This window comes from uncultured Thiohalocapsa sp. (assembly GCF_913063425.1).
GTDB lineage: Bacteria > Pseudomonadota > Gammaproteobacteria > Chromatiales > Chromatiaceae > Thiohalocapsa.
This window is the reverse complement of record NZ_CAJXYK010000006.1, coordinates 157473-180374: the sequence shown is the minus strand read 5'-3', so window position 1 is coordinate 180374 and position 22902 is coordinate 157473. Positions and strand designations below refer to the sequence as shown.

The 22902-nt window shown below is 69.3% G+C and carries 23 protein-coding genes and 1 tRNA gene; 12 read left to right on the top strand and 12 right to left on the bottom strand.

What is annotated here, in order from left to right; genetic code table 11:
• Positions 1-130 precede the first annotated feature (130 nt).
• Complete coding sequence (locus QZ607_RS05090; RefSeq protein WP_295880378.1) at positions 131-1063, top strand: LysR family transcriptional regulator; 933 nt, start codon at positions 131-133, stop codon at positions 1061-1063.
• Positions 1064-1166: 103 nt separating this feature from the next.
• On the opposite strand, the gene soxZ is transcribed toward QZ607_RS05090, so the two are convergent.
• The 5 genes from soxZ to QZ607_RS05065 form a co-directional block, all read right to left on the bottom strand.
• Complete coding sequence (soxZ, locus tag QZ607_RS05085; RefSeq protein WP_295880376.1) at positions 1167-1478, bottom strand: thiosulfate oxidation carrier complex protein SoxZ; 312 nt, start codon at positions 1476-1478, stop codon at positions 1167-1169.
• A 69-nt stretch (positions 1479-1547) separates the two neighbouring features.
• Complete coding sequence (gene soxY / locus QZ607_RS05080; protein WP_295880374.1) at positions 1548-2021, bottom strand: thiosulfate oxidation carrier protein SoxY; 474 nt, start codon at positions 2019-2021, stop codon at positions 1548-1550.
• Between the two features lie 636 nt (positions 2022-2657).
• Complete coding sequence (locus tag QZ607_RS05075; RefSeq protein ID WP_295880373.1) at positions 2658-4130, bottom strand: M48 family metalloprotease; 1473 nt, start codon at positions 4128-4130, stop codon at positions 2658-2660.
• 257 nt (positions 4131-4387) lie between these two features.
• Positions 4388-5776 (bottom strand): VWA-like domain-containing protein, encoded by a 1389-nt coding sequence (locus tag QZ607_RS05070; RefSeq protein ID WP_295880371.1) that lies wholly within the window; start codon positions 5774-5776, stop codon positions 4388-4390.
• 92 nt (positions 5777-5868) lie between these two features.
• Complete coding sequence (locus QZ607_RS05065) at positions 5869-6912, bottom strand: MoxR family ATPase (RefSeq protein WP_295880368.1); 1044 nt, start codon at positions 6910-6912, stop codon at positions 5869-5871.
• 494 nt (positions 6913-7406) lie between these two features.
• On the opposite strand from QZ607_RS05065, the gene QZ607_RS05060 reads away from it, so the two are divergent.
• The 6 genes from QZ607_RS05060 (at position 7407) to QZ607_RS05035 (ending at position 11968) form a co-directional block, all read left to right on the top strand.
• Positions 7407-7604: a hypothetical protein gene (locus tag QZ607_RS05060; RefSeq protein WP_295880367.1), complete on the top strand. Its 198-nt coding sequence runs from the start codon at positions 7407-7409 to the stop codon at positions 7602-7604.
• 300 nt (positions 7605-7904) lie between these two features.
• Positions 7905-8813, top strand: a complete 909-nt coding sequence (locus QZ607_RS05055; RefSeq protein WP_295880364.1) for an isocitrate lyase/PEP mutase family protein — start codon at positions 7905-7907, stop codon at positions 8811-8813.
• 123 nt (positions 8814-8936) lie between these two features.
• Positions 8937-9257: a sel1 repeat family protein gene (locus tag QZ607_RS05050; protein WP_295880362.1), complete on the top strand. Its 321-nt coding sequence runs from the start codon at positions 8937-8939 to the stop codon at positions 9255-9257.
• 217 nt (positions 9258-9474) lie between these two features.
• Positions 9475-10386 (top strand): ATP-binding cassette domain-containing protein, encoded by a 912-nt coding sequence (locus tag QZ607_RS05045; RefSeq protein ID WP_295880360.1) that lies wholly within the window; start codon positions 9475-9477, stop codon positions 10384-10386.
• 42 nt (positions 10387-10428) lie between these two features.
• On the top strand, positions 10429-11211 hold the full coding sequence (locus QZ607_RS05040; protein ID WP_295880359.1) for an ABC transporter permease: 783 nt from the start codon (positions 10429-10431) through the stop codon (positions 11209-11211).
• 19 nt (positions 11212-11230) lie between these two features.
• Entirely contained in the window at positions 11231-11968 is a 738-nt protein-coding gene (locus tag QZ607_RS05035) for an SDR family NAD(P)-dependent oxidoreductase (protein WP_295880357.1), read from the top strand.
• On the opposite strand, the gene QZ607_RS05030 is transcribed toward QZ607_RS05035, so the two are convergent.
• Together QZ607_RS05030 and QZ607_RS05025 are read right to left on the bottom strand one after the other, a co-directional pair.
• The gene (locus QZ607_RS05030; protein WP_295880355.1) at positions 11953-12147 is read right to left on the bottom strand and encodes a hypothetical protein; all 195 of its coding nucleotides are present in this window, start codon (positions 12145-12147) and stop codon (positions 11953-11955) included. The two genes, QZ607_RS05035 and QZ607_RS05030, sit on opposite strands and share 16 nt — an antisense overlap.
• Positions 12148-13249: 1102 nt before the next feature.
• A complete protein-coding gene (locus QZ607_RS05025; RefSeq protein WP_295880352.1) occupies positions 13250-13849 on the bottom strand; it encodes a helix-turn-helix domain-containing protein in 600 nt (199 codons plus the stop codon).
• A gap of 142 nt (positions 13850-13991) precedes the next feature.
• Between QZ607_RS05025 and QZ607_RS05020 the strand changes: the two genes are divergently transcribed.
• From QZ607_RS05020 to brxL, 5 genes are all read left to right on the top strand, one after another.
• Positions 13992-14279, top strand: a complete 288-nt coding sequence (locus QZ607_RS05020) for a hypothetical protein (protein ID WP_295880350.1) — start codon at positions 13992-13994, stop codon at positions 14277-14279.
• 20 nt (positions 14280-14299) lie between these two features.
• On the top strand, positions 14300-14581 hold the full coding sequence (locus tag QZ607_RS05015) for a hypothetical protein (RefSeq protein ID WP_295880347.1): 282 nt from the start codon (positions 14300-14302) through the stop codon (positions 14579-14581).
• 166 nt (positions 14582-14747) lie between these two features.
• Positions 14748-15023: a DUF433 domain-containing protein gene (locus QZ607_RS05010; RefSeq protein WP_295880344.1), complete on the top strand. Its 276-nt coding sequence runs from the start codon at positions 14748-14750 to the stop codon at positions 15021-15023.
• Positions 15024-15885: 862 nt separating this feature from the next.
• Positions 15886-16707: a PglZ domain-containing protein gene (locus QZ607_RS05005; RefSeq protein WP_295880343.1), complete on the top strand. Its 822-nt coding sequence runs from the start codon at positions 15886-15888 to the stop codon at positions 16705-16707.
• Between the two features lie 363 nt (positions 16708-17070).
• On the top strand, positions 17071-19050 hold the full coding sequence (brxL, locus tag QZ607_RS05000; protein ID WP_295880341.1) for a BREX system Lon protease-like protein BrxL: 1980 nt from the start codon (positions 17071-17073) through the stop codon (positions 19048-19050).
• A gap of 251 nt (positions 19051-19301) precedes the next feature.
• On the opposite strand, the gene QZ607_RS04995 is transcribed toward brxL, so the two are convergent.
• From QZ607_RS04995 to QZ607_RS04975, 5 genes are all read right to left on the bottom strand, one after another.
• Positions 19302-19769, bottom strand: coding sequence for a hypothetical protein (locus tag QZ607_RS04995; RefSeq protein WP_295880334.1), 468 nt, complete (start codon positions 19767-19769; stop codon positions 19302-19304).
• Positions 19766-20122 (bottom strand): hypothetical protein, encoded by a 357-nt coding sequence (locus QZ607_RS04990; RefSeq protein WP_295880331.1) that lies wholly within the window; start codon positions 20120-20122, stop codon positions 19766-19768. The genes QZ607_RS04995 and QZ607_RS04990 overlap by 4 nt, the downstream gene beginning before the upstream one ends.
• A gap of 296 nt (positions 20123-20418) precedes the next feature.
• Positions 20419-20493, bottom strand: a tRNA-Val gene (locus QZ607_RS04985).
• A 95-nt stretch (positions 20494-20588) separates the two neighbouring features.
• Positions 20589-21515 (bottom strand): isoaspartyl peptidase/L-asparaginase family protein, encoded by a 927-nt coding sequence (locus QZ607_RS04980; protein ID WP_295880330.1) that lies wholly within the window; start codon positions 21513-21515, stop codon positions 20589-20591.
• A gap of 148 nt (positions 21516-21663) precedes the next feature.
• On the bottom strand, positions 21664-22743 hold the full coding sequence (locus QZ607_RS04975; protein ID WP_295880327.1) for an ATP-grasp domain-containing protein: 1080 nt from the start codon (positions 22741-22743) through the stop codon (positions 21664-21666).
• Between the last annotated feature and the right edge of the window lie 159 nt (positions 22744-22902).

Here is a 22902-nt window from a genome sequence, read left to right as displayed (position 1 = left end):
TTTCGGCTCCCTGCGCCTTGCCTGGCACGCCCGGAGACGCCCTCGCGACGGCCGGCAGATTTTTCACAACCTCTGAGATGCCGGCGCCGGACAGCAGCCCGTCGGCGACACCCGCGAGCGGGTCAGCCGCTTGAGCCTGCCGGACATCACGACCCTGGCGACCTTCGTCGCGGTGGTGGACCACGGCGGGTTCAGTCGTGCTGCGGAGCGTCTCGATACCACCGCGGGCGCCGTGAGCCGTCGCATCGCCGCACTGGAGCGCCACCTGGGGCTCAGGCTCATCAACCGCACCACCCGGCAGCTCAATCTCACCGAGGCCGGCGAGCACTACTATCGGGATGTATCCGCCATTCTGCAGGCGCTGTCGGAGGCCGAAGACCGGGTCTCGCACCTGAGCGAGGCGCCGTCCGGCGAGCTGCGTGTGGCGGCACCGCTGTCGTTCGGCGTGCGGGCGCTGGCGCCGCTGCTGCCGGACTTCCACGCCCGGTATCCCGCGCTGCACCTGTTGCTGGACCTGGATGACCGTATGGTGGACATCGTGGCCGCCGGTGCCGACCTGGCGCTGCGCATCGGACCGCTCACGGATTCGAGTCTGGTAGCCCGGCGCATTGCGCGTTTTGAGCGCGTGTTCTGCGCGGCGCCTGCCTATCTGGACCGGCGCGGCCGACCGCGCACGCCGGCCGAGCTGCGCGACCACGCCTGTCTGCGCTACAGCAATCTGGGCGTGCGGGAAGAGTGGACGCTGCATCGGCGCGAGGACCCCGGCACGACGCAGACCCTGGAGGTGACCGGGCCGCTCTGCGCCAACAATGGTGATCTGCTGCGCCACGCGGCCATCGCCGGCATGGGGATCTGCACCCTGCCGCGGTTCATCGTCGCCGAGGACCTGGACTCCGGTGCGCTGGAATGCGTGCTGGGCGACTGGCGCGCCCCGCCGCTGATGCTCTCGGCGGTGTGGCCGTCACGACGCTTCGTGCCCGCCAAGGTCAGGGTGTTCGTGGACTACCTGGTGGCGCATCTCGGCGACGCTGGCGAGAGCGCAGCGAGGGGAGGCGACGCGTAAAGCCCCTGCTGCTGCGCGCAAACAAAAAACCGCTGCCGGCCCTGGGCCGGCGGCGGCAGGTCTGCCCATAGCGGAGTCGGCGCCGGCCGAATCCGCTCATGCGTCAGCTGATCTCGGCGGTGCCGGACTCGCTGTTGCCCTGGTTGTCCACCCAGGTGATCTCGATGGGGTCACCGGCCTCGCCGCCGTTGAACTTGAACGACAGGTAGGGGTTCTTCGAGACGCCGCCGCTCCAGAGCGCGGTCATGACGACCTCGTCCTTCCACTTGGCGGTCACCTCCTGGATGAAGTGGGCCGGGATCGGCTCGCCGGTCTCTTTGTCCTTGCGCAGGCCGGTCTCCATCACGTGGCTCATCAGGGACTTGACGGTGGTGACACCGTTGCTGCTCTTGGCGCGGATCTTGATGTCGGACATGTGGGTTTACCTCAGAAGCTGTTGCCGTCGGTGATCGGTGGGGTTGAGGGAGACTCCGGTGGTCCGGGATCAGCCGCCGCAACCGCCGATGGTGACCTTGACCGGCTTGGCTGCGCCGAGCAGGCCATCCCCGGTCTGGACGACAGCCACCACATCCGCCGTCTTGGCCATCTTGATGCGGGTGGAGACGAAGGGCACGGAGCTGTCGCTCATCTCGAAGGAGGCGATGAGCGGGGTGTTGTTGCCGGCGGCGAAGATGGAGATGGACTTGGCGCTGTCCACCTCGCCCTCGACCGTGACCGGCACCACGGCGCCGTTCTCGGCGATGTCCGGGGCCTTGATCTTGACCTTGTCGCTGTCCTCGATGGTGTCGGAGCCGAGCAGGTCCTTGAGTGCGGTGGACTGGTCTTCCGCCATGAAGGCGGCCTCTGGCCAGGCGGCGAGCACGGCGCGCGGCGCGAGCAGGCCGGCGCCTACGGCGACGCCGACGGCGCCGGCACCGAGGGAGCCCTTGAGCAGGATTCTGCGCTTCGCATCGATCATGGGGAATCTCCTCTGGATCGGTTGGTTGGTTCGGGTGGGTCGATCGTTCGATCGGGGCCGGCAGCACGCTGCCGGTCTCTTCAGGTCGACGCCGTGTCGGCGGTTACCGGCGTGCGTGGCCCCTTCGCCGTCCTGCCGTTCGGCCGCGCTCCACGCCGGGGCCGTCGGGCCAGGCAGGCGGGGCGGGGTCTGCGGCGCACGGTTGAAGTCCTGGGGGAAGGTGTGGCTGGTGGCGCGTCGGCACGCCTGCCTGCGCTGCCGCACGCTTGCGTGGTCGCCGCCGCAAGCGTACCGCCCGCGGTCTCAGCAGTGAACGAGGTGGCGATGCGCGCGGGGCGCGACGGGTACAACTACGAGCCTCCAGGTGTTCTTCTCTCTCTCGCCGATCAAATATCCCTGTGGCCGGGACTTCGTGCCTGAGTCGCCGCCGTGCAGCGCTGAGCCATCCGGAAATTTCAGTGCGGTTCAGCACCGTCAGTCCGTGGGCGAGCGGATAAGCCGGGGCGGGCTAACGTCGACGTAGGACGCAGCATAGCGCATCGCGGGGGTCGGGAAAATAGCCAGTTTCCCGGCTGAAACTTCGAGGTTTGCGGGGTTTTGCGAGGGTTTCACTCAGCGGCTTGCTCAGCGGCTTGCTCAGCGCCGGGCCTCGCGCCGGCGCTCCTCGGCCTGCAGCTCGTCCAGGCGCACCTGAATCCTGGCGGCCGCGTGAAAGTCGAGATTCGGCTGTCGCAGCGCGAGCTCCAGCTGGCGGATGGCGGGCTCCAGGTCGCCGCTGCGGAACAGGCGCTCCGCGCGCCAGCGCATGGCGGCCGCCTGGTCGCCGGACTTGCCGGCGGCATCCGCCATGAGGTCGTAGACGGGTGTCACATTCGGCTCGAGGGCGATGAGCCGCTCCAGTGTGGCCAGCGCGGCGGCGGGCTCGCCGGCGTCCAGCAGCGCTTCGGCGTAGGCCTGCTGCAATGGCCAGTTGCCGGGGGACAGGCCGACGGCGCCCTTGAGGTCGCGTACGGCTTTGGCGGCGTCGCCGCCGCGGCGGTCGATCTGCGCTTGCAGCGCCACGAGCTCCACCTGGCTCGGATACTGCTTGAGCAGCGGCGCCAGCGTCTTGGTGGCGGCGTCCAGGCGGCCGGCGCGGGCCAGGGCGCGGGCATAGCCGTAGCGCTCTGCGGTCTCGTTGCGGTAGCGGCCTTTGCGCAGTGTGTCCTGGAAGTGATCGATGGCCTGCTCCGCGCGGTTGTAGCGCTGCTCGCGCAGGTGCGCCCGGGTCAGATGGAAGCGCAGGCTGTCCGGCTTCTGGCTGGCGCCGAAGCGCTCGGCGCGGGCGAGGGCGTCGGCGATGCGGTCTGTGGTCACCGGATGCGTGCGGAGCAGCTCCGGTGCGCCGCTCTCGTAGATGCGGCCCGCCTGGGTGAGCTTCTTGAAGAATCCGGGCATGGCATAGGGGTCATGGCCGGCACGGGCCAGGGTGTCGATGCCGATGCGGTCGGCCTCTTCCTCGTTGGCGCGGGTGAAGTTGATCTGCCGCTGCACCAGGGCACCCTGGGCACCCATGAGGGCAGCGGCGCCGGCCTGCGGATCCACGGCGGCGCCGAGCACGGCGGCGGCGATGAGGAGCGCCGTGGCCGGCACGGTCATCTGCTTCTGCGCCGCAAAGGAGCGCAGGAGATGGTTCTGGCTCACGTGCGCGATTTCGTGCGCGATGACGGCGGCGAGCTCGGATTCGGTCTCGGCCGCGAGGATCAGCCCGGCGTTGATGCCGATGTTGCCCGCGGGACCTGCGAAGGCGTTGATGCGCGGGTCCTCGACGACGAAGAAATCGTAGCGACCGCTGGTCTCACGGCTGGCCCGCACCAGCTTGCGGCCCAGGGACTGCACATAGTCCGTCAAGAGCGGGTCCGTGCTCACGTCCAGGGTCTTGCGCACCCATTTCATGAACTCGAGCCCGAGCTCACGCTGCTCGGCGAGCGACAGCATGGTGTCGGCGCTGCTGCCGAAGTCGGGCAGGTCCAGCGCATCACCCTGCGCCTGCTGCGCCGGCCCCGCCACGGCGAGCGCCAGCAGGCAGCCGACGAGTACGGCGCGGAGCCTGGCCGGCAGCGGCGGCATTGGCGGGAAGACTGGTTTGCGCAGCGACATCACGGGCTCGGGATGCTCGGCGCCGGGGAAAGATCCGGCGGCAGTGCAGTGTGCACCTGAGACCCCAGAATTTCGCACAAATTTCGTGCAAATGCGCGACTGCGGGACGGCCGTGGCGCGTCCGGGCGCCGGGACCTCGGGTGCCGGGTTGCGGGACCGGGACTTGTGGGCACGCCGTCGGTGGGGTCGGCGCAGCGTGACCCGACACAGCATGCAGTCAAGCAGCCTCAGTTGAGCTGGATGCGCTGCCCCCAGGGCACCTGGCTCTTGCCCTTCACCAGCCAGACCACGGGGTAAGCGGGCTCGTCGGTGGGAAACTCGCCGTCCGCATCGGTGAAATACACCAGCAGGTCAGGCCGCAGTCCCTGCTGCTCCACCCACCGGAACACGGGCCGGAAACTGGTGCCCCCGCCGCCGCCGATGCGCGCCGGGCGCTGGAACTGCTCCCAGGGCTCGAACAGGAAGGGCGCGCCCTCGCAGAGTGAGGCATCACAGGGCAGCAGGGTCACCCGGGCACGCACCTGGGCCTTCAGCGCATCCACCTCGTCGATGAACTCCTGCATCTCGCCGTCCTTGATGGAGCCCGAGGTGTCGATGGCCACCACCAGATCGAGCTGGTGGCTGCGCAGGCTCGGCATGATGTGGTCGCCCTCGCGCCGGGAGGGGCGGGACCAGCTGTAGTCCTCGCGGGTGATGCTGTTCATGTAGCGCGCGAGCAGCATGCGCCAGGGCAGCTGCGGCTGCAGCAGGTGGTCGATCATGCGCTTGAGCTCGCCGCGCAGCTTGCCGGCCTGCATGGCCTGCTGGGCGGCGCCCGCCATGCGCTGTTGCCACTGCACCTGGAGGGTTTCGCGCTCGTCGGGGGTGAGCGGGGGCGGGCTGTCGGCGCCGTCATTGCCTTGGTCGGGCTCGGGCTCGGGCGTGGCATCGGCCCCGGCGCCGCTGCGGCTGTCGTCGTCCGCCGGCTCGCCGCCGCGGCTGCTGCCGCTGGTGCCGTCGGCCCGGGGCTCGGCGCCGCCGCGCTCGCCGTCGTCACCCTGCTCGCCGCGGGATTGCTGTTGCTGCTGCTGGATGTCGCGCTCGTCCAGGCTGCTCTGCTCGCCCTGCTGCTCGCCCTGCTGCTCGCCTGGTTGGCCGCCGTCGGATTCGCTGTCGTAGGCGTGAGTGTCGAGCGTCTCGGACTGGTCGTCGTCGTCCAGCAGCGGGTAGATCTCCTCCGCCGTCATGCCCTTGTACATGGGCATCAGCAGCGCGTTGGGCGGCGGCTTCAGGCCGTCGTCCACCAGCAGCGGGTTGATGGCGTAGTCGCAGGCGAGGTCCCAGCGATGCTTGACCCGGTGCTGGCGGCGGGCGAAGTGCGAGAGCGCGCAGTGCAGCGCCTCGTGGGCGAGCATGAACTGGGTCTCGTCCAGCGACAGGGCGTCGATGTAGCTCGGGTTGTAGTAGAAGCGCTTGGCGTCCGTCGCCGTGGTCGGGCACCAGTCGGCGTTGGCCGGCTCCATAGGCAGGCGCAGCACCAGCGCCCCGAGGAAGGGCTTGTCCAGAATCAACCGGGTGCGTGCCGAGGCCAGTTTGGTTTCTATGGCGCTCAGGTCGATGTCGGTGGTGTCGGTCATTGGGGTGCGTATCCGTCTGCTCCGGCAGGTGCGACTCTAGGGCTGAGGGCTGAGGGCTGAGGATTCGCGCCCTGGCCGCTGGCCCTCCGCCCTCATTCGTAAAGCATCACATCCGCAACGGCACTGGCCCAGTCCGCGAACGCGGGCACCTCGAACAGATCGTTGCCGATGGCCCGGTGCAGGTCGGAGACCAGCATGACGCCCATCTCCCGCTGCGGGAAGCGCCCGGCGTAGGCCAGGATGTTGCCGATGACCTGCCGGCCGTCCTCGCTATCCTTGGCGCGGATGGCCTTGCCCACCAATGCCGCGGCGACGGCGTACTGCAGGTCGATCTCCCGCGGCACCGACACGTCCTCGCCCGAGCAGATGGCGTCCAGATCAGGCATCTGGTCCAGGCTGTTGACGAAGGCCGTCACCTCCACGCCCGCCGCCGGCCCGACGCAGCCCTGCAGCGTGCCCTGGAGCAGCTGCGGCTCCTGCTCGAACTTGCGCAGCGCCCGGTGCGCGAACTCCCAGGAGCGCGGCGACGGGAAGGCCACCGGGTTGTGGGCCGGGTCGAAGTCGAACAACAGCTCCGGGCGGAAGCGCAGGAAGGCGATGACGCGCTCGTCGATGCCGGTGGCGTAGGCCCAGGCCACCCAGTCGTCCAGGTGCGTCTCCACTTCGAAGTGCGAGAACCGATTGGCCAGCGGCGCCGGCATGCTGTAGGTCACGCCGCGGTCGCCCTGGCGGTTGCCGGCGGCGAAAATGGCCCAGTGCTCCGGGACCTCGTACTCGCCCAGGCGGCGGTCCAGGATCAGCTGATAGGCTGCCGCGGACACCGCCGGCGGCGCCGAGGTGATCTCGTCCAGGAAGAGCACGCCCGCGGGGCCGTGGCGCTCGGCGTCCGGCAGGATGGCGGGCACTGCCCACTCCACCTTGTCCTCCACCCGAAAGGGAATGCCGCGCAGGTCGCTCGGCTCCATCTGCGAGAGCCGGATGTCGATGACCGGCACGCCGTGGCGCTCGGCGATGTGGGCCACCATCTGCGACTTGCCGACGCCCGGCGGCCCCCAGAGCATCACCGGGGTGTGATGACCTTCGGCGGTGCTGGCGAATTCGCGCTCTAAGACGCGGAGCAGTTGGGCGGGGCGCATGCGCGGCAATCTCCTGAGTGAGGTTGTTGTGAGCGCCTCGGGGGCGCCTGTGAGCCTTGTCACGCCGCGTCGGGCCGGCCAGTGTCCAGCGACCGGTGGGCGCCGTGGCTGAGCCCGGGCAGTGATGCTCGACACGACCTACAGACATGGTGCGCCCGGTGCCGCGTCGCAAGTACCTGCGGCGCCCGTCCCAGTGTCGCCCGGCTGCCGCCCGGCGTCCGCGCTGGCACGCATTAGAAAAAAACGGTATGCTTATTCGTTAAGCTGACCAAGCCGGTCGGGGATCGCAGTCGTCCAGTCTTGAGCCGCCGGTGCGCCGGCGGCGGGCGGCTCGGGGCCGGTCAGCAGGCTGTATCGAGTGGCCCGGGACATGCAGCCCCGGGGCGGTGCAACGCGGGGGCGGTCTCAAGCAGGCGGCGCCCGTCAGCAACGCCTCCGGCTGTAGGCCGCGGGCCGAGAGCGCAACACCAAGAACGCGATTGCGGAGAGCGGAGATGAACCAGTTCTACTACGACGCCGTGACCAAGATGGAACAGATGGGTGTCGACGACGAGTACGTGCAGGGTTGGCAATGCGGCTTCCTGCAGAACCCGAAGCGCGAAGAGCAGCGCATCACCGACGCCTACGAGGCGGGCTATACCGACGGCGAGGGGAAGAGCACCGACAACTTCGGTAACTGGGTCAAGAGCTGAAGGGCGCTCGCCGTTGCGCCGCACGCCCGGGGCCGGCTTCCCGGGCTGCGGGCAAGCGGCAGCCGCCGGCCGGGGTGTCACCAGCACCCGCACGGCCGATCAAGGGACGTAAGATGGGCGGGTGATCCCCGCCTTTTCTTTTGCGCTTTTTTCTTTGTGCGCAGGGTGGGGCGCCTGCGGGCGGCGGGTGGGTGTCGTGGGCGCTGTGGAACAGCCCCGGCGCGTTTGTGGTCTCAGGCCGTCAAGTGCCAAAACCGCTGTGTCCATCCTGCGCTTGCTGCCTCCCTGGTGATCGCGTCCATGTCTTCGCCCGATACACCAACCCCCGCGGCCAGGCTGCGCGGCCTCCTCGCGGAGCCCGGCTGCCGCACCATGCCCTGCTGCTTCGACGCGCTCTCTGCGCGGTTGGTTGAGCAGGCGGGGTTTCCACTCAGCTTCATGAGCGGGTTTGCCGTCTCGGCGGCGCGCGCTGCGCTGCCGGACACGGGGCTCCTGTCCGTCACGGAGATGCTGGACCAGGGCCGCTCCATCTGCGACGCAGTGTCCATTCCGGTGATCGGCGACGGCGACACGGGCCACGGCAATGCCGTGAACGTGCACCGCACCGTGGCGCAGTTCGCCCGCGCGGGCTTCGCCGGCATCATGATCGAGGACCAGGTGGCCCCGAAGCGCTGCGGCCACACCGGGGTCAGGGAGGTGGTGGACCGCACCGAGGCCGAGCGCCGCATTCGCGCCGCCGTCGCTGCCCGGGATGCGGGCACCGACCTGGTGATCGTCGCCCGCACCGACGCCCGCAGCGCGCTGGAGGCGGCCGCAGGCCCCGAGCGCGCGCTGGCGGAGGCCATCGACCGCCTCAAGGCGTTCGCGGACCTCGGCGCCGACGTGCTGTTTCTGGAGGCCCCCCGCAGCGAAGCCGAGATGGAGCGCTGTTGCCGCGCGGTGCCGGGTCTCCATATGGTGAACATGCTGGAGGACGGCATCACGCCGCTGCTGCCCCCGGCGCGGCTCGCCGACCTCGGCTACCGGCTCGCGGCCTATCCGCTGACGCTGCTCGCCTGCGCCGTGCATGCTATGCAGGTGGCCCTGGCGCAGCTGGCTTCGGGCCAGACGCCCAGGTACCGGGTGAGCTTCGAGCAGGTGCGGGAGATCGTCGGCTTCGATGCCTATGATGCGCTGCTCAGCAGCTACGAGGCGCCGCGGTCGGAGTGAGCCCGGGACTGGACCTCCGGGGCAGGGTCTGCGATTGCGCTGCCGACAGCGAAGGCGCTGTCCACAAGCTTTGATGAATATGATGAACGACCCCGGCGCGCAGCGGCGCGGGAGCCAACCGCCATGAGTGATAACAGTTATCTCAAAGACCTGATTCTGCTGCGCAACGACCCGAGCAAGGTGGGCGTCGTGCGCGACGCCGCCCTGCGCGGCGAGGTGGACGCCCAGTACGCCCTCGGGCTCATCTATGCCGAGGGCCGGGGCGTGGCCATCGACCTGGCGCAGGCGCACTACTGGCTGTCCCTGGCGGTGGAGCAGGGCGACGCCGACGCCGATCTGCTGCGCAACATCGTCGGCAGCCAGATGACCGATGAGGAGTATGCCGCCGCCAAGCGGCTGCGCGCGGGGGCGTCGCTGCAGCTGGTCCGCGGCTCTTCGGCGTAAGCGCGTGGTGCGCCCGGCTACCCGGGGAGGTGAGCCATTGCGTGTGCAGCCGTATCATCCGCTGCCCGCTCGGCCGCACTGCTGAACGCAAGGTCCGCCGCGGCGCGCGGAATCAGCTGAAGACGCACAAGCGAGCGACGCCTCGCTCCCGCCGCCAGCGCCCAGTGAGCCCCGTGCCGCCGTCAAGCCACCGCCCACACGCCGTCCGACACCCCGCATGACCCCAATCGTCAGCGCCGCCGGCCTGGTGAAGCACTACGGCGGCTTCACCGCCGTGGACGGCGTGAGCTTCGACATCGCCCCGGGGCGCTGTGTCGGCGTGCTCGGGCCCAACGGCGCCGGCAAGACCACGACGCTGCGCATGATCCTGGGCATGACGCCCATGACCGCCGGCAGCCTGAGCGTCTTCGGCCTGCCCATGCCGGCCGCGGGCCGGGCCATCCGCCGGCGCATCGGCGTCGTGCCCCAGGCAGACAACCTGGACCCGGACTTTCGCGTGGACGAGAACCTGGAGGTCCACGCCAGCTACTTCGGCATCGACGCCGCCACCGCCCGGGCACGGGTGCCGGAGCTGCTGGCATTCGCAAGCCTCACCGAGCGCCGCCACGCCAGGACCGACACCCTCTCCGGCGGCATGAAGCGCCGGCTCACCATCGCCCGGGCGCTCATCAACGCCCCGGACCTGGTGATGCTGGACGAGCCCACCACGGGGCTCGACCCGCAGGCGCGCCATGTCATCTGGTCCAGGCTGTCCGCGCTGCGCGCCCGCGGCACCACGCTGCTGCTCACCACGCATTACATGGAAGAGGCCGAGCGCCTCTGCGACGAGCTGATGATCATGGACCACGGACGGATTCTGGACCGTGGCAGTCCCCGGGAGCTGATCCAGCGCCATGTGGAGCCCGAGGTCATCGAGGTCCGCGCCGGCGACACGCGCCGCTTCGCCGCCCTGGCCGAGCGTCACGGCTGCCGGCTCGAGGCCCAGGGCGACAGCCTGTACTGCTACGGCCACGAGAGCGCGCCGCTGCTGGACTTCCTGCAACAGGACCCGGCGCTCGTCTACCTGCACCGACCCGCGGGCCTGGAGGATGTCTTCCTGCGCATCACCGGTCGGGACCTGCGGGACTGAGCCCGGGCATTCCTGACTGTGGGATCTGTAAGCATGCGGCTGATGGAAGCTGACTGGACACTGCCCCAGCCGGGCTGGGGCGCGCTTGCGGTGTGGCGGCGCAACCTGCGCGTCTGGCGCAAGCTCATCGGCCCCGCCGTCGTGCTCAACTTCGGCGAGCCGACGCTCTATCTGCTGGGCTTGGGCTTCGGTCTGGGCGCCTTCATCGACACCATGAGCGGCATGCCCTACCTGGCCTTCCTCGCCTCGGGCATCATCGCCTCCAGCGCCATGACCACGGCGAGCTTCGAGGGCACCTATTCGGTGTTCACGCGCATGGACGTGCAGCGCACCTACGACGCCATGCTGGCCACGCCCCTGACGCTGGACGACATCCTCGCCGGCGAAATGCTCTGGTGCGCCACCAAGGCCGGCTTCAGCGCCGCCGCCATCCTCGCCGTCGCCGCCCTGCTCGGCGTCACCGGCGGCTGGGAAGCGCTCTGGGCGCTGCCGGTGGCCTTCCTCATCGGCCTCTGCTTCGGCGGGCTCGCCCTGGTGGTGAGTGCGGTCTCCAGCAACTACGACTTCTTCAACTACTACTTCGTGCTCGCCGTGACGCCCATGCTCATCCTCTGCGGCGTCTTCTACCCCATCGAGGGGCTGCCGCCGGCCATGCAGGCGGCCATCCAGGTGCTGCCGCTGACCCACGCCGTGGCGCTGGCGCGCCCGCTGGTGGCGGGGCTGCCGGTGACGGACGTGGCCCTGCATGTCGCTGTGCTCGTGCTCTACGCCGGCGCCGGCTTCTATCTGGCGCTGGCGCTGGCGCGGCGGCGGCTGCTGGTCTGAGCACGCAACGGAGGAGCGCATGCCCAACGCCTTCATCACCGGCACCAGCAGCGGCCTCGGCCGCGCCCTGGCAGAACGGCTCCTGCAACAGGGCTGGGCCGTCTACGGCGTCAGCCGCCGTGGCTGCGACCTGCCCGGCATCTGCGACACCACCTGCGACCTCACCGACACCAACGCCGTCCCCGCCGCCCTGGACGCGCTGCTCGCAGGCGTGGAGCGGCTCGACCTCGTGGTGCTCAACGCCGGCGTCGTCGGCCAGATCCGCCTGCTCGCCGAGACGCCGCTGCCAGACGCCAAGCAGGTCATGGACGTGAACCTCTGGGCCAACAAGACCGTCATGGACCGGCTCCACGCCCGGGGCCGCCCGGTGGATCAGCTGGTCATGATCTCCTCCGGCGCCGCCGTGCTCGGCAACAAGGGCTGGGGCGCCTACGCCCTCTCCAAGGCCGCGCTCAACATGCTGGCGAAGCTCTACGCCCACGAGCTCCCGCACACCCATATCACGGCGCTGGCTCCCGGCATCATCGACACCGCCATGATGGACTACCTCTGCGACGAGGCGGACGCCGACGCCTTCCCGGCGCTCAAGCGCCTGCAAGACGCCCGCGGCAGCGAGCGCATGCCTGATCCGGCCACCGCCGCGGCCCGCGTGCTGGACGTCCTGCCCCGGCTCCGGGAGCGCCCGAGCGGCAGCTTCGTGGATATTCGGGAGATTCTCGAGCCGGAGGCGTATGCCCAGCTCTACGCAGGACGCTGATGCCGATCGGCCGCGTATGCCTGGTTGCCGCAGCACAGCTTTTTGGCGATCTCCGCCTTGCGCTCGTGCTGCGCCTTCTGCATCTTGCGGCGGTTTGCAGGTGCGGCAAATGGGGCCAGGTTTTGCAACCCAGCATCGGCGGCACTGGCGAAGAGCGGAGGCGGGGTCGGCTCGCCCATTGCACATCGCTGCTATCGATATCCGCAACAGCGGAGGAGTGGCATCCCAGATCGTGACCAGCGTCCCCTTACAATGCCGACGGCGACCCGACCCTAACTGCCCCCGACCACGGCTCCGCCATTACCCTGCGCTACGAGCGCGGTTTCGACCCCGAGCAACCGCGGCGCGAGAGCAACCGCGCCCACCGGCGCCTCTGGCGCATCGACAACACCATCGACAGCGCCTACGACGCCACCGGCCAGGTCCACCGCCTCGCCAGCACCGACGGGGAGAGCCTCACCTTCACCCACAACGGCCTGCTGCCGCTCACCGAGAGCGCAGCCGGCAGCGCCAATGCCACCCTCGCCGTCGACTACGATGCAGAGCTGCACCTCGCGGCCGAGACGCTGACTACCGAGGACGGCAGCAGCTGGCCCATCGACTACGGCTACCACCCCGAACGGCAGCCGCACCCAGGTCAACAGCGCGCAGGTTGACACTTACGACCACCAGGACAGCTTAGTCAGCTACACGCCGGTCCAACCGCGGCCGATCCCCGAAGCTGCCGTCGGCTACCGCATCGACCCGCAGCAGCGGCGCATCGCCCGCACCGAAGATGGCGCAGTCACCCCTCTTAGGATGATCAGCACCCGAGATCGCCGTCAAGCCATCGAGCTGATCGACGATGCCGTTGCCGCCGGCGCCCGCAAAGCGCCCGCGTGCGCGCGCTTAAGCCTGAGCCTGCGCAGCGTGCAGCGCTGGACCCGCGACGGCGGGGCGGGTGAAGGCCGCCGCCCCGGCGCCAAGCGGCCCACCCCGCCCAACGCGCTGAGCGAAACCGAGCGCGGCGAAGTACTCACCATCTGCGACAGCCCCGAGCACGCCAGCCTGCCGCCGAGCCAGATCGTCCCGTGTTTGGCCGACCAGGGCATCTGCAAGGCCTCCGAATCCAGCTTCTACCGCGTGCTGCGCGCCGCCGACGCCCAGCACCACCGCGGCGGGGCCAAGGCCTTGCGCGCACCGGCACCGCCGCCGAGCCACACCGCCGACAGCCCGAACCAGGTTTGGGGCTGGGATATCACCTTCCTGCCCGGTCCCGTACGTCGGGCGATTTTGCCATCTCTACATCATCCTGTCGCGCGCCTCGCCGCGTGCCTCGTCGAAGGGGGCCGGGGCGGGCTCGCGGGCGGCGTAGCTGCGCTGTACGGCGGCGGCGCGCAGGAGCACGAGCAGGCCGATGTAGCCCTCGCGGGTGAGGCCGCCGGGGAGGTCGAGGGAGGCGAGCGCGGCCCACTCGGGCGGGGTGATGCGCAGCGCCGCCTGGTGGCTGACGGAGTCGGCCAGCGCGCGCAGGCCGTCCGGGAAGCTGTCGTCGGCGAGGATGGCCTCGGGGCCGGCTGCGGGGCCGGCTGCGGGGCTGGCGCCCGCGCGGGGCCGGGCGCCGGTGCCGGCGGCGCTGTGGCGGCCGGCCTGGTCCTGCGGGCCGAAGCCGAGCAGGTGGTTGGGGGTGACCTCCAGCAGCCGGCAGAGGGCGGCGAAGGTTGCGAGCTGCGGCGCCTTCTCACCGCGCTCCCACTCGCCGCAGGCGCCGCGTGAGAGCCCGAGCCGCTGCGAGACCTCGATCTGCGAGAGGCCGGCGCGCTCGCGGGCGGCGCGCAGGCGGGCGCCGTCGATGGGGGACTTGGGGGACGTCTTCATGGGGATGACGGCGGCGTCGGGCATGCGGCATTGTCGCGCTGTGCGGTAGCCGAGTGCAAAACCGCTTCAAGCGGGCTATGGTGTCGCTTGATGCGGTTTCGGCGCCGCTCGTACTGCCAGATTGTCATCAGTGCCGTCCGGTGCTGCCGCCTGGAGATTGTCCCCGATGCCACGCCGCGAAGTCGCCCCGCCCGAGCTGCCCGATGCCCCGTTCGAAGCCCTGAGCGCTGAGGAGCAGGCGCGCTGCGTGTGCCGGAACCTGCGCCTGGCGCGCAAGCGCGCGGGCTTCACCCAGCCGACCTTCGTCGCGTACATGCGCCGCGCGGCGGGCGCCGGGGCGGTGAGCCTGAGCTACCTCGGCGACATCGAGCGCGGCGCACCGGCGAGACCCTGCGCACCCTGCGCGCCGACACCGCCCGCAGCGGCGCGGACGAGTGCGAGCCGGCCCGCCTGACGGACCTTGAGGCGGAGCTGATGGACCTGCGCACGGCCCTGCTCGACATCGCCCCCGGCTGGAAGCCCCACCACGACGACGGCGTGCAGATCACCGCTGCGCCGCTCTGGCCGCTGTTCCGCCACGGCCCCTGGCAGCGCACCCTGAAGGACACCTGGCAGAAGCTCCAGCGCGGCCACTACGACTGGGCGCGGCTCGCCATGCACTACTGGCCCGGGCGCGCGCGCGAGAAGTGCCGCAGCGACCGCTCGCTGGCCATCGCGCACGGCCGGGAGGCGCTGTATGAGCCGCCGGCGGGGTAGGGCGCAGGGCCGTGCACCTTGCGCGGACCGGGCGGCTTGGCTAGGTTGCCGACCAGGCATTCGGCGAGGGGCGCGGACGCCGGCCGAAGAGACCGCGTGAGCGGCTCATCACCGCGCTTGCTTCCCGGGGCGCACCGATGCGCACAAGCGCCGCGAGAGGCGGAGAATGTCCATTCCGAACCTGCTGAGCTCAACGGCCGGAGGCGTAATGTCCGCTCATGAAAGCATTCTAATCGACCCTTCCGTTTGCCATGGCAGGCCCGTGGTTCGCGGTACGCGCGTTCCTGTCGCCATCATCGTCGGCAGTCTCGCCGGCGGTATGAACTTCAAGGAGATCCAGGCGGAGTATGACCTGACTCGCGAGGATATCCAGGCGGCCCTGGCCTTCGCCGGCGACCTTGTCAACGAGGAGTCCTTCCACCCGCTGCCCGGTGCCGCGTGAGGCCGGTTCGCGTCCCACCGGGCGGGCTCGGCACCGCACCAACGGGCGCAGGGAAATACGCTGATGTCCATCGCCACCTTCGTCTAGCAGGAGGTCCTGCGCCCGCGCCTGGAGCGCCATCATGTGCTGGTGGTCTACGACCCGGCACGGCGCTGGCGGGAGGTCTGCCTCGGTCTCGCGAGCGATGCCGTGCAGGTGGTGGACACCGGCGGGGGCAGCATCCTGGCCCGCGAGGAGGCCATGGCCTGCTTCGTGCGGCTGGGCCGGCCGGGCAACCCGGTGCAGGGGCTGCTGGTCTATGTGCCGGCAGATCGCCCGGCCACGGACGAGGCGCGTCAGCGCGACCCCTTCTCTGTCTACGAGGCCGCCGGCGCCGTGTTTCCGGACGGCGATGGCGACAGCTATCTGGACCTTTGCCTGAAGGCCAAGCCGGACCACAAGACCGCGCTCCGGCGCGTCTTCGCCGACGACCCCGAGCCCGGCTTCGCGGTGGTGGATGCCGTCGGCTGGCCGCGGCTGCGGGGGCTGCTTCAGGTGGAGTCCAGCCGCGACATCCTGATGGCGCTGCTGGCGCCCACCGACGCCCAGGAGGCGGCGCTCAGGCAGGACGACACCTGGGTGTCGGAGGCCAAGGAGCTGTTCCTGTCGGCCGCGGGGCTCAAGCTCAAGACGCGCGCCAAGGGTTGGTCCACGATTGCCGCGGAGCTCTGGCGGTTTCTGCTCTTCAGCGAGCTCGTGTTCGACCTGCCCGATGTCTCCCCTGAAGGGGGCGCCGACGCGGACGCCGCCACTAAGGCCCTGCCGTCGGCCCGGCCGCTGGTGGAGGACCTGTGCGGATTTCTATGTCACGCGGCTGCGCGAAATGGACCGCTGCCAGCGGGAACTGGAGCAGGCGGTGAGCGATGTGCTGGACCCGGACGGCACCCTGGACGCGCTCATCGAGCAGGCCCGCGGGCGTTACCGCAAGCTCGCCGAGGATGTGCAGCTGGTGTTCACCAAGCATCTGGAGACCGAAGGCTGGCCGCCGTCCGGGGGCCTGGCCAATGCCGGTGTGTTCGACCGCTTCGTCGCGCCGGTGCTCGGCCAGAGCGGCCGGGGGGGTGCGTTGTTCCTGGTGGATGCCCTGCGCTGTGAGCTGGGGGTCGCGCTGCAACAGCAGTTGGCCGAGGACGAGGCGGTGGAGCTGCTGGCCGCCGCAGCCCAGCTGCCCACCATCACGTCCGTCGGCATGGCAAGCCTGCTGCCGGGCGCCGGGTCGCGGCTGTACCTCGCCCGGCAGGACGATGCGCTGGTGCCGATGCTGGACGACACGCCCGCCGCCAACCTGGCGCAGCGGCTCGACGTGCTGAAGAAGCGCTTCGGTGATCGCTTCGAGGCGCTGAAGCTGACGGACTTCGCGCGCGGCAAGGCGAAGCTCCCGGCGCAGGTGGATCTGCTGGTGCTGCGCAGCGTCGAGATCCTGCTGGAGGCGCACGACAAGCAGGGCAGGATCGTCGGCGAGGCCAAGGCCGGCGGCCCGGTGAACCCGGCCACGGGCACCGTGACCCTGCAGCCGGGGCAGAGCCGGCAGGTGACCATCCGCATGCAGATGGACTTCGAGGGCAAATTCCGGCTCAAGGCCCTGAACCCGACGACGCTCGAAACCTACGCTGAGCTGGCGCTGGAGACGGACTACGCGGTGTGAAAAGGCGCCATGCAGGACATGGTTCCGGCCGGTCCTGCGACCGACTCTGCCGGCGATTCGCGACGCAGAGCTTCGCCGCTTGGGTCGCGAAGCTGGAGCGTCGCGGCCAGGGGCTGCGAGGCGCGAGGGGGCTGCGAGGCGCGAGGGGCCTGCGAGGCGCGAGGGGCCTGCGAGGCTTGTTCCATCTCGTCGCGAAGCTCTGCTTCGCGATGCCGCCGTGGAAGCTCCGCTTCCGGTCGCCGGGGCACGCAACCAATCGACCCAGACGCGCGGCATGGGAACCATGGCAGGCATTCAGTGCATTAAAGATGCAGACTCGCTTCCGTCCCGGTCCCGGTGCATGTTCTTCACGGTGATGCAACGATGAGTGAGGTCAACGACACCGCCGCACAGGACGCACTGGACCGCAAGCTGAACGCCGTCTTCGCGGGCAAGGTCGTTCGCAAGGACCTGTTGCACCGCATCAAGAAGGGCACCAATGTGCCCACCTTCGTGCTGGAGTTCCTGCTGGCGCGCTATTGCGCCAGCGACGAGCCGGCGGAGATCGCCTCCCAGCGCATCGCCGTCGGCGAGCGCTTCTACCGGGACAACGAGCGGCTGCTGGAGGGCGGCATCTGGGCCGAGGTGGTGGTCGCCCACAACGATGTGGACGCCGACAACGACGCCTTCTACGTCGAGGACCTGAGCCCCATTCAGCTGAGCCGGTTCAAGTTCGACGCCTATGGCGAGGGGCGCGCCGCGTTCACGCGTGACGAATGGCTGGACGTGGTGCTGCGCTCCGTCGGGCTGGAGCCGAGCAGGCTGGACCGCCGGCGCAAGCTCCATTTCATTGCCCGGCTGGCGCCCCTGGTGGAGGCCAATTTCAATTTCATCGAGCTCGGCCCGCGCGGTACCGGCAAGTCCTACTTCTTCAGTGAGTTCTCGCCCTATTCGACGCTCATCAGCGGCGGCCAGGCCACCAAGGCGGTGCTGTTCTACAACAACGCCCGCAGCAAGATCGGGCTGGTGGGCTTCTGGGACACCGTGGCCTTCGACGAGGTGGGCGGCATCAAGGTCAAGGACCCGGACACCATCCAGATCCTGAAGGACTACATGGCCAACGGCCGCTTCTCCCGTGGCGTCGAGGTCATTGCCGATGCCAGCATGGCCTTCGTCGGCAACATCGACCAGTCCATCGAGCAGATCGTCAATTCCACGGAATACGACCTCTTCCAGCCGCTGCCGCCCCAGTTCGACCTGGCGGTGATGGACCGCTTCGCCTGCTATCTGCCCGGCTGGGAGATGCCGAAGACCGGCAGCGCGTACCTCACCGACCGCTATGGTCTCATCACGGACTATCTGGCCGAGGCCTTCCACTACCAGCTGAAGCACACCAACCGCTTTGATGAGGTCAGCAAGCGTATCCGCCTGGGACGCAATGTCGAGGGTCGCGACGAGAAGGGCATCAAGAAGACCGTCAGCGCCTTCCTGAAGATTCTGCACCCGCTGGAGCCGCCGAGCGACGAGGAATTCGACGAGTACGTCGCCTACGCGGTGGAAGGCCGCCGGCGTATCAAGGAGCAGATGAACAAGCGCAAGCCGGATGACGAATTTGCACGCATCGATCTGGCCTACCTCGACGCCGAGGGCAACCAGGTGACCGTGCACTGCCCGGAGACCCGGAATGCACCGGCCACGCTGGAGCCGATGCGTCGGCGCCTGAGCGAGACAGCGGAGGACGCGGCGCCGGACAAGGCGACTGCGACATCAGGGCCGCCGGCGGAGGTCGCCGGGTCCACCGACGAGACGACCCCCGCGGCTGCTGACGGCGCCTTACCAGAGCGCGTCCAAGCTGAGGCACCCGCAACGGCGCAGCCGCAGGAACAGCATTTCACCATCCACTACGGTGCCACCGGCTACACCTACGACGCCATCATCGGTCCCTACCTGGCGGGTGCGAGGGCCGTGGAGATCGAAGATCCATACATCCGTGCGCGCCACCAGATCGGCAACTTCGTGCGCTTCTGCGAGGCCGTGGTGAAGCAGCCCGGGCTGCGCCGGATCACGCTCACCACCAGCTGTGACGAGCACACCGACCTCAAGGCCCTGCACGAGGCCATGGAGGCGCTGAAACAGAGTCTGCTCGAGATCGACGTGGTGCTGGACGTGCGCGTCAACGAGCACCTGCATGATCGGGAGATCCGGCTCGACAACGGCTGGTGCATCAAGATCGGCCGCGGGCTGGACTTCTACCAGAAGCCGGACAGCTGGTACGCCATCGGCGCCAACGACTTCAGCCTGCGACCCTGCCTGGAGACCAAGGTGGATATCTACCGCCGTGCTTCAGGCAGGAGTCAATCATGAACCAGACGGGCGCAGCAGCACCGATGTTTGACGCCGCCGAGATAGGCGCAGTCACCGTCGCCCAGGAGCCAACCTTGGTCCGGCGGCACGCTCAGCTGCTGCGAGAGCGGCTACGACGCTGCTGTCGACCTGTTGCCGACGCCCATCGAGGTGCCCGGCTGCCCGTGACGGCCAACGGGCGGTTAGGGTCCCACCGCGGCGGCACCTGGATGCAGCGCTGAAGGAGACAGGCGGCGCCGGCGGTCGCGGGCTCAAGGATTCCAGAACTTGACGAGCGTCACCACCAGTCCGCCCACACCCAAGGTGGTCCCGAAGGACCAGACCATGAACCGGTCCATGCGCCGCTGCAGCTCGCGGATGTCCTGCTGCACACTCTCGAAGCGCTTGTCCACCTGTTCGAAGCGCTTGTCCACCTGTTCGAAGCGCGCAAGCATGTCCTCGCGCAGCGCTTCATGGCGCTTATCCGCCTGCTCGAAGCGCGCGAGCATGTCCTCGCGCAGTTCGTCGTGGCGCTTCTCGGCCAGCTCGAAGCGCTTGTCCATCTGCGCGAAGCCCTGAAGCATCAGCTCGCGCTGGTGCTTGAGCTCCTCCTCCACCCGCACCATGCGTTCGCGCAGCTCGATCTCGTACACGGCCGGCGGCTTGCCGAGGCTCTGCTCGGCCAGCCAGTCGGCCATGTTGGCCTTGATGAAGTCGATGTCTTCTTGGGTGAGGGTCATGGCGCGATCCGGTAGTCCACGCTGTCGAGTGTAGCCCAAGTGCCGGCGCCGCTTGCGGCTGACGCCGACCCTAAGTCAGTCGGCGCAGGCTCTGGACCAAGCTCACCAGCACCGAGCCCGGCAAGGGCCTCGGCGACGACGAGCTGGCCGAGCGCTTCCGGCGCATCTTCCAGAACGTGCGCAACTACTGCCGCCGCGGTATCACCTTCGCCCGTGTGGTCGCGCAGATCGACCGGCTGCACTTCGCCGACGATACCGACGTGCACGTGCTGTCCGAGATCTACGAGGACCTGCTGAAGCAGGTCGCCGCCGACTCCGCCGGCTATGCCGGCGAGTTCTACACCCAGCGCCACATTGTCCGCGCCTGGCCAACCCGCCCTATGGCGCGCGACCGTCTCCAGCTATGGCCCCGCAACCAAGACAGACTGCCTGGACATCAGGGCCGGCAGGTGGGCGCGAGACTTCGAGATTCGTCATGCCGGACGGGGCAGTGGCAATGCCGCCGGAGGCATCTCCCGACTGCGGGTAGGAGTCACGCCTGCCCATGACCCCGGTCAGATCGCCCACCGCATCGGGGCACAGCTTGGGCACAGAATGGGCACAAACGAAAAAGCCGGCACGAAGCCGGCTTTTAAGTCTTTGATTTGCATGGTGGGCGCGGCTGGTTTCGAACCAGCGACCCCTGCCGTGTGAAGACAGTGCTCTCCCACTGAGCTACGCGCCCTATCGAGCAGCACAGGATAGCGGGGTTGGCGTGTTCGGTCAATCTGCCGTCGAGGGGCGAGGGGCGAGGAGCGGCCCAGCGCCGTCGCGTCGGCGTCAGAAGCGGCAGACGGTGTCGCCGCCGTGCTCGATCCAGCCGTGGATCATCTTGGGGGTGGTCATGCCACTGGCGCAGCGGCCGGCGGCGTCGATGCAGATGACGCCGCCGCGGCCCTGGACCTTGCGGGTGAGGTAGCCGATGCCGTAGTCCACGGCGCCGGCGGCGTCGACGCCTTTGAATTCCACGGCGTCGGCGATGGTCTTGGCGAAGACGGTACGCATGAACTCTTCGCCGTAGCCGGTGGCGGAGACGGCGCAGGTCTCGTTGTCGGCATAGACGCCGGCGCCGATGATGGGGGAGTCGCCGACGCGGCCCATGCGCTTGTTGACGATGCCGCCGGTGGAGGTGGCGGCGGCGAGGTTGCCGTCGCGGTCGCGGGCGACGGCGCCGATGGTGCCGTATTTCTGCGCGTCGCCGTCTTCGTCGTGGTCGAGCATGATGCGCCCGCGCAGTCTGGCCTGCTCCAGCTGCTTGATGCGGTCCGGCGTGAAGAAATAGTGATCCGGGGTGAGCTTCATGCCGCAGTGCTCGGCAAAGTGCAGCGCCCCGTCGGAGATGAGCAGCACGTGCTCGCTGCCGTCCATGACCAGGCGCGCGAGCTGCACCGGGTTGGCGATGTTGCCGACGGCGGCGACGGCGCCGGCGGCGAGGTCGCGCCCGTCCATGATGCCGGCGTCCATCTCCACCTTGCCGTTCTCGTTGAGCACCGAGCCGCAGCCGGCGTTGAAGAGCGGGTCATCCTCCAGCTGCGAGGCGCAGGACTCCACCGCCTCCACGGCGCTCGCACCCTGCTGAAGCATGGCGCGGCCGTGCTCCAGCACCACGCGGATGCTCTCCAGATAGCGCACGGCGGTGCGCTCGTCCTTGACGTTGTCGAGCGCCCCGGCGCCGCCGTGGACCATCAGGGAGAAGCTGTCTTGCATGCCGCTCTCGACCTCGGCGCCCGGCAGGGCGCCTGTTGGTGCGCCCGCGGCGGCGCCGGTGCCGGCTGGCGTCAGCGCTGCGCCGCGGGGACAGGTTTGCGATGCTGGTGACGATGGGGGCGCCCGTGGCGAAGGCGAGCCCCCGGGCCTACAGCCGGGCGAGCAGCGCCTGCTCCAGCGCGGCCTGGGTCGGCTCGTCGCCGGCGATGAGCACGAGGAGCTTGCCGATCAGGATGGGGCCCCAGTTGACCAGGATGATGCCGGTGCCGCTGGCGGGATCGTACTCGATGCCGCTCAGGTCCACGGCGTCGAGGCTGCGGTGGCGGGTGTGATACGCCTTGGCCAGCCATGGCTCGATGCCGAGCTTGTGGGCGATGCCGGTGGGGTAGCTGGCGCCGTTGTAGCGCGGGTTGCACTCGATGGCGAGAAACTCCGGGTCCGCATCCTTGCCCACCACGGCCACGTCGAAGGCGAAGACCCCCTGCATGCCGGCGTCGTGCAGCCAGTGGGCCATGGCCTCGACGCTGTCCCACGGGGTGTGCCGGGCGGGATGGCGGTTGCCCTGGTGCACGAAGCCGTCGAGCACCTGCTCGGTGGCGGCGTGGCGGCAGACGCCGTCGGCATCGCAGCGGTACTGCAGGTTGAGAAAGACGTCCGTGGCGACCTCCTGCTGGATCTGCACCGGCGTGCCGGGCGCGAACTGCCCGATGGCGACCCGCAGGGCATCTGCATCCGCACAGCGATGGATGCCGACGCCGGACACGGACACCGCCGCCTTCAGGTAGCAGGGGTAGGGGGCGGCGGCGATGTCGGCCTCGCCGATGGCGTCGACGGTCGCAAAGGGGATGGTGCGCGGCACGGGCACGCCGAGCTCGTCCGCCACTGCCATAAAGGTGTTCTTGGAGTTGATGGCGGCGACGCTGTCGAGCCAGCGCTGATCCGGGCGCACGGCATGCTCATCCGGGCCGAAGAAGAACACGGACACGGTATGCTCCGGGTACTCCGCGAGCCGGGCGTGGCTTACATCCCAAAGAATGTCCGTGCTGTGTTGGAGCCCGACGCGCTCGTAGTGGGCGCGGATGGCGTCCCACTCGCCGGCGAGGTCCGGATGCAGCTGCACCACGTCGCCCGGCTCGCTCAGGCCCAGGGCGCGACCGGAGTAGAGGTGATTGCCGCTGACGCCATCGGCCGTACAGCCCATGATGTCGTGGTTGAAGATCTGCCGCATCCGGCCTGTGCTGCTTGTCTGCGCCAAAGCTGCCCCCTCTGCGCTCCCGGCGCCTTCATGGTCGTGGTCCGTGGTACAGGCGCTGCAAGCAATCCTGGTGCCATCTCGGCGAAGTGCGGCACCGGGGCCAGCCGGTGGCCTTGCGCGCCCGCGCCGGTG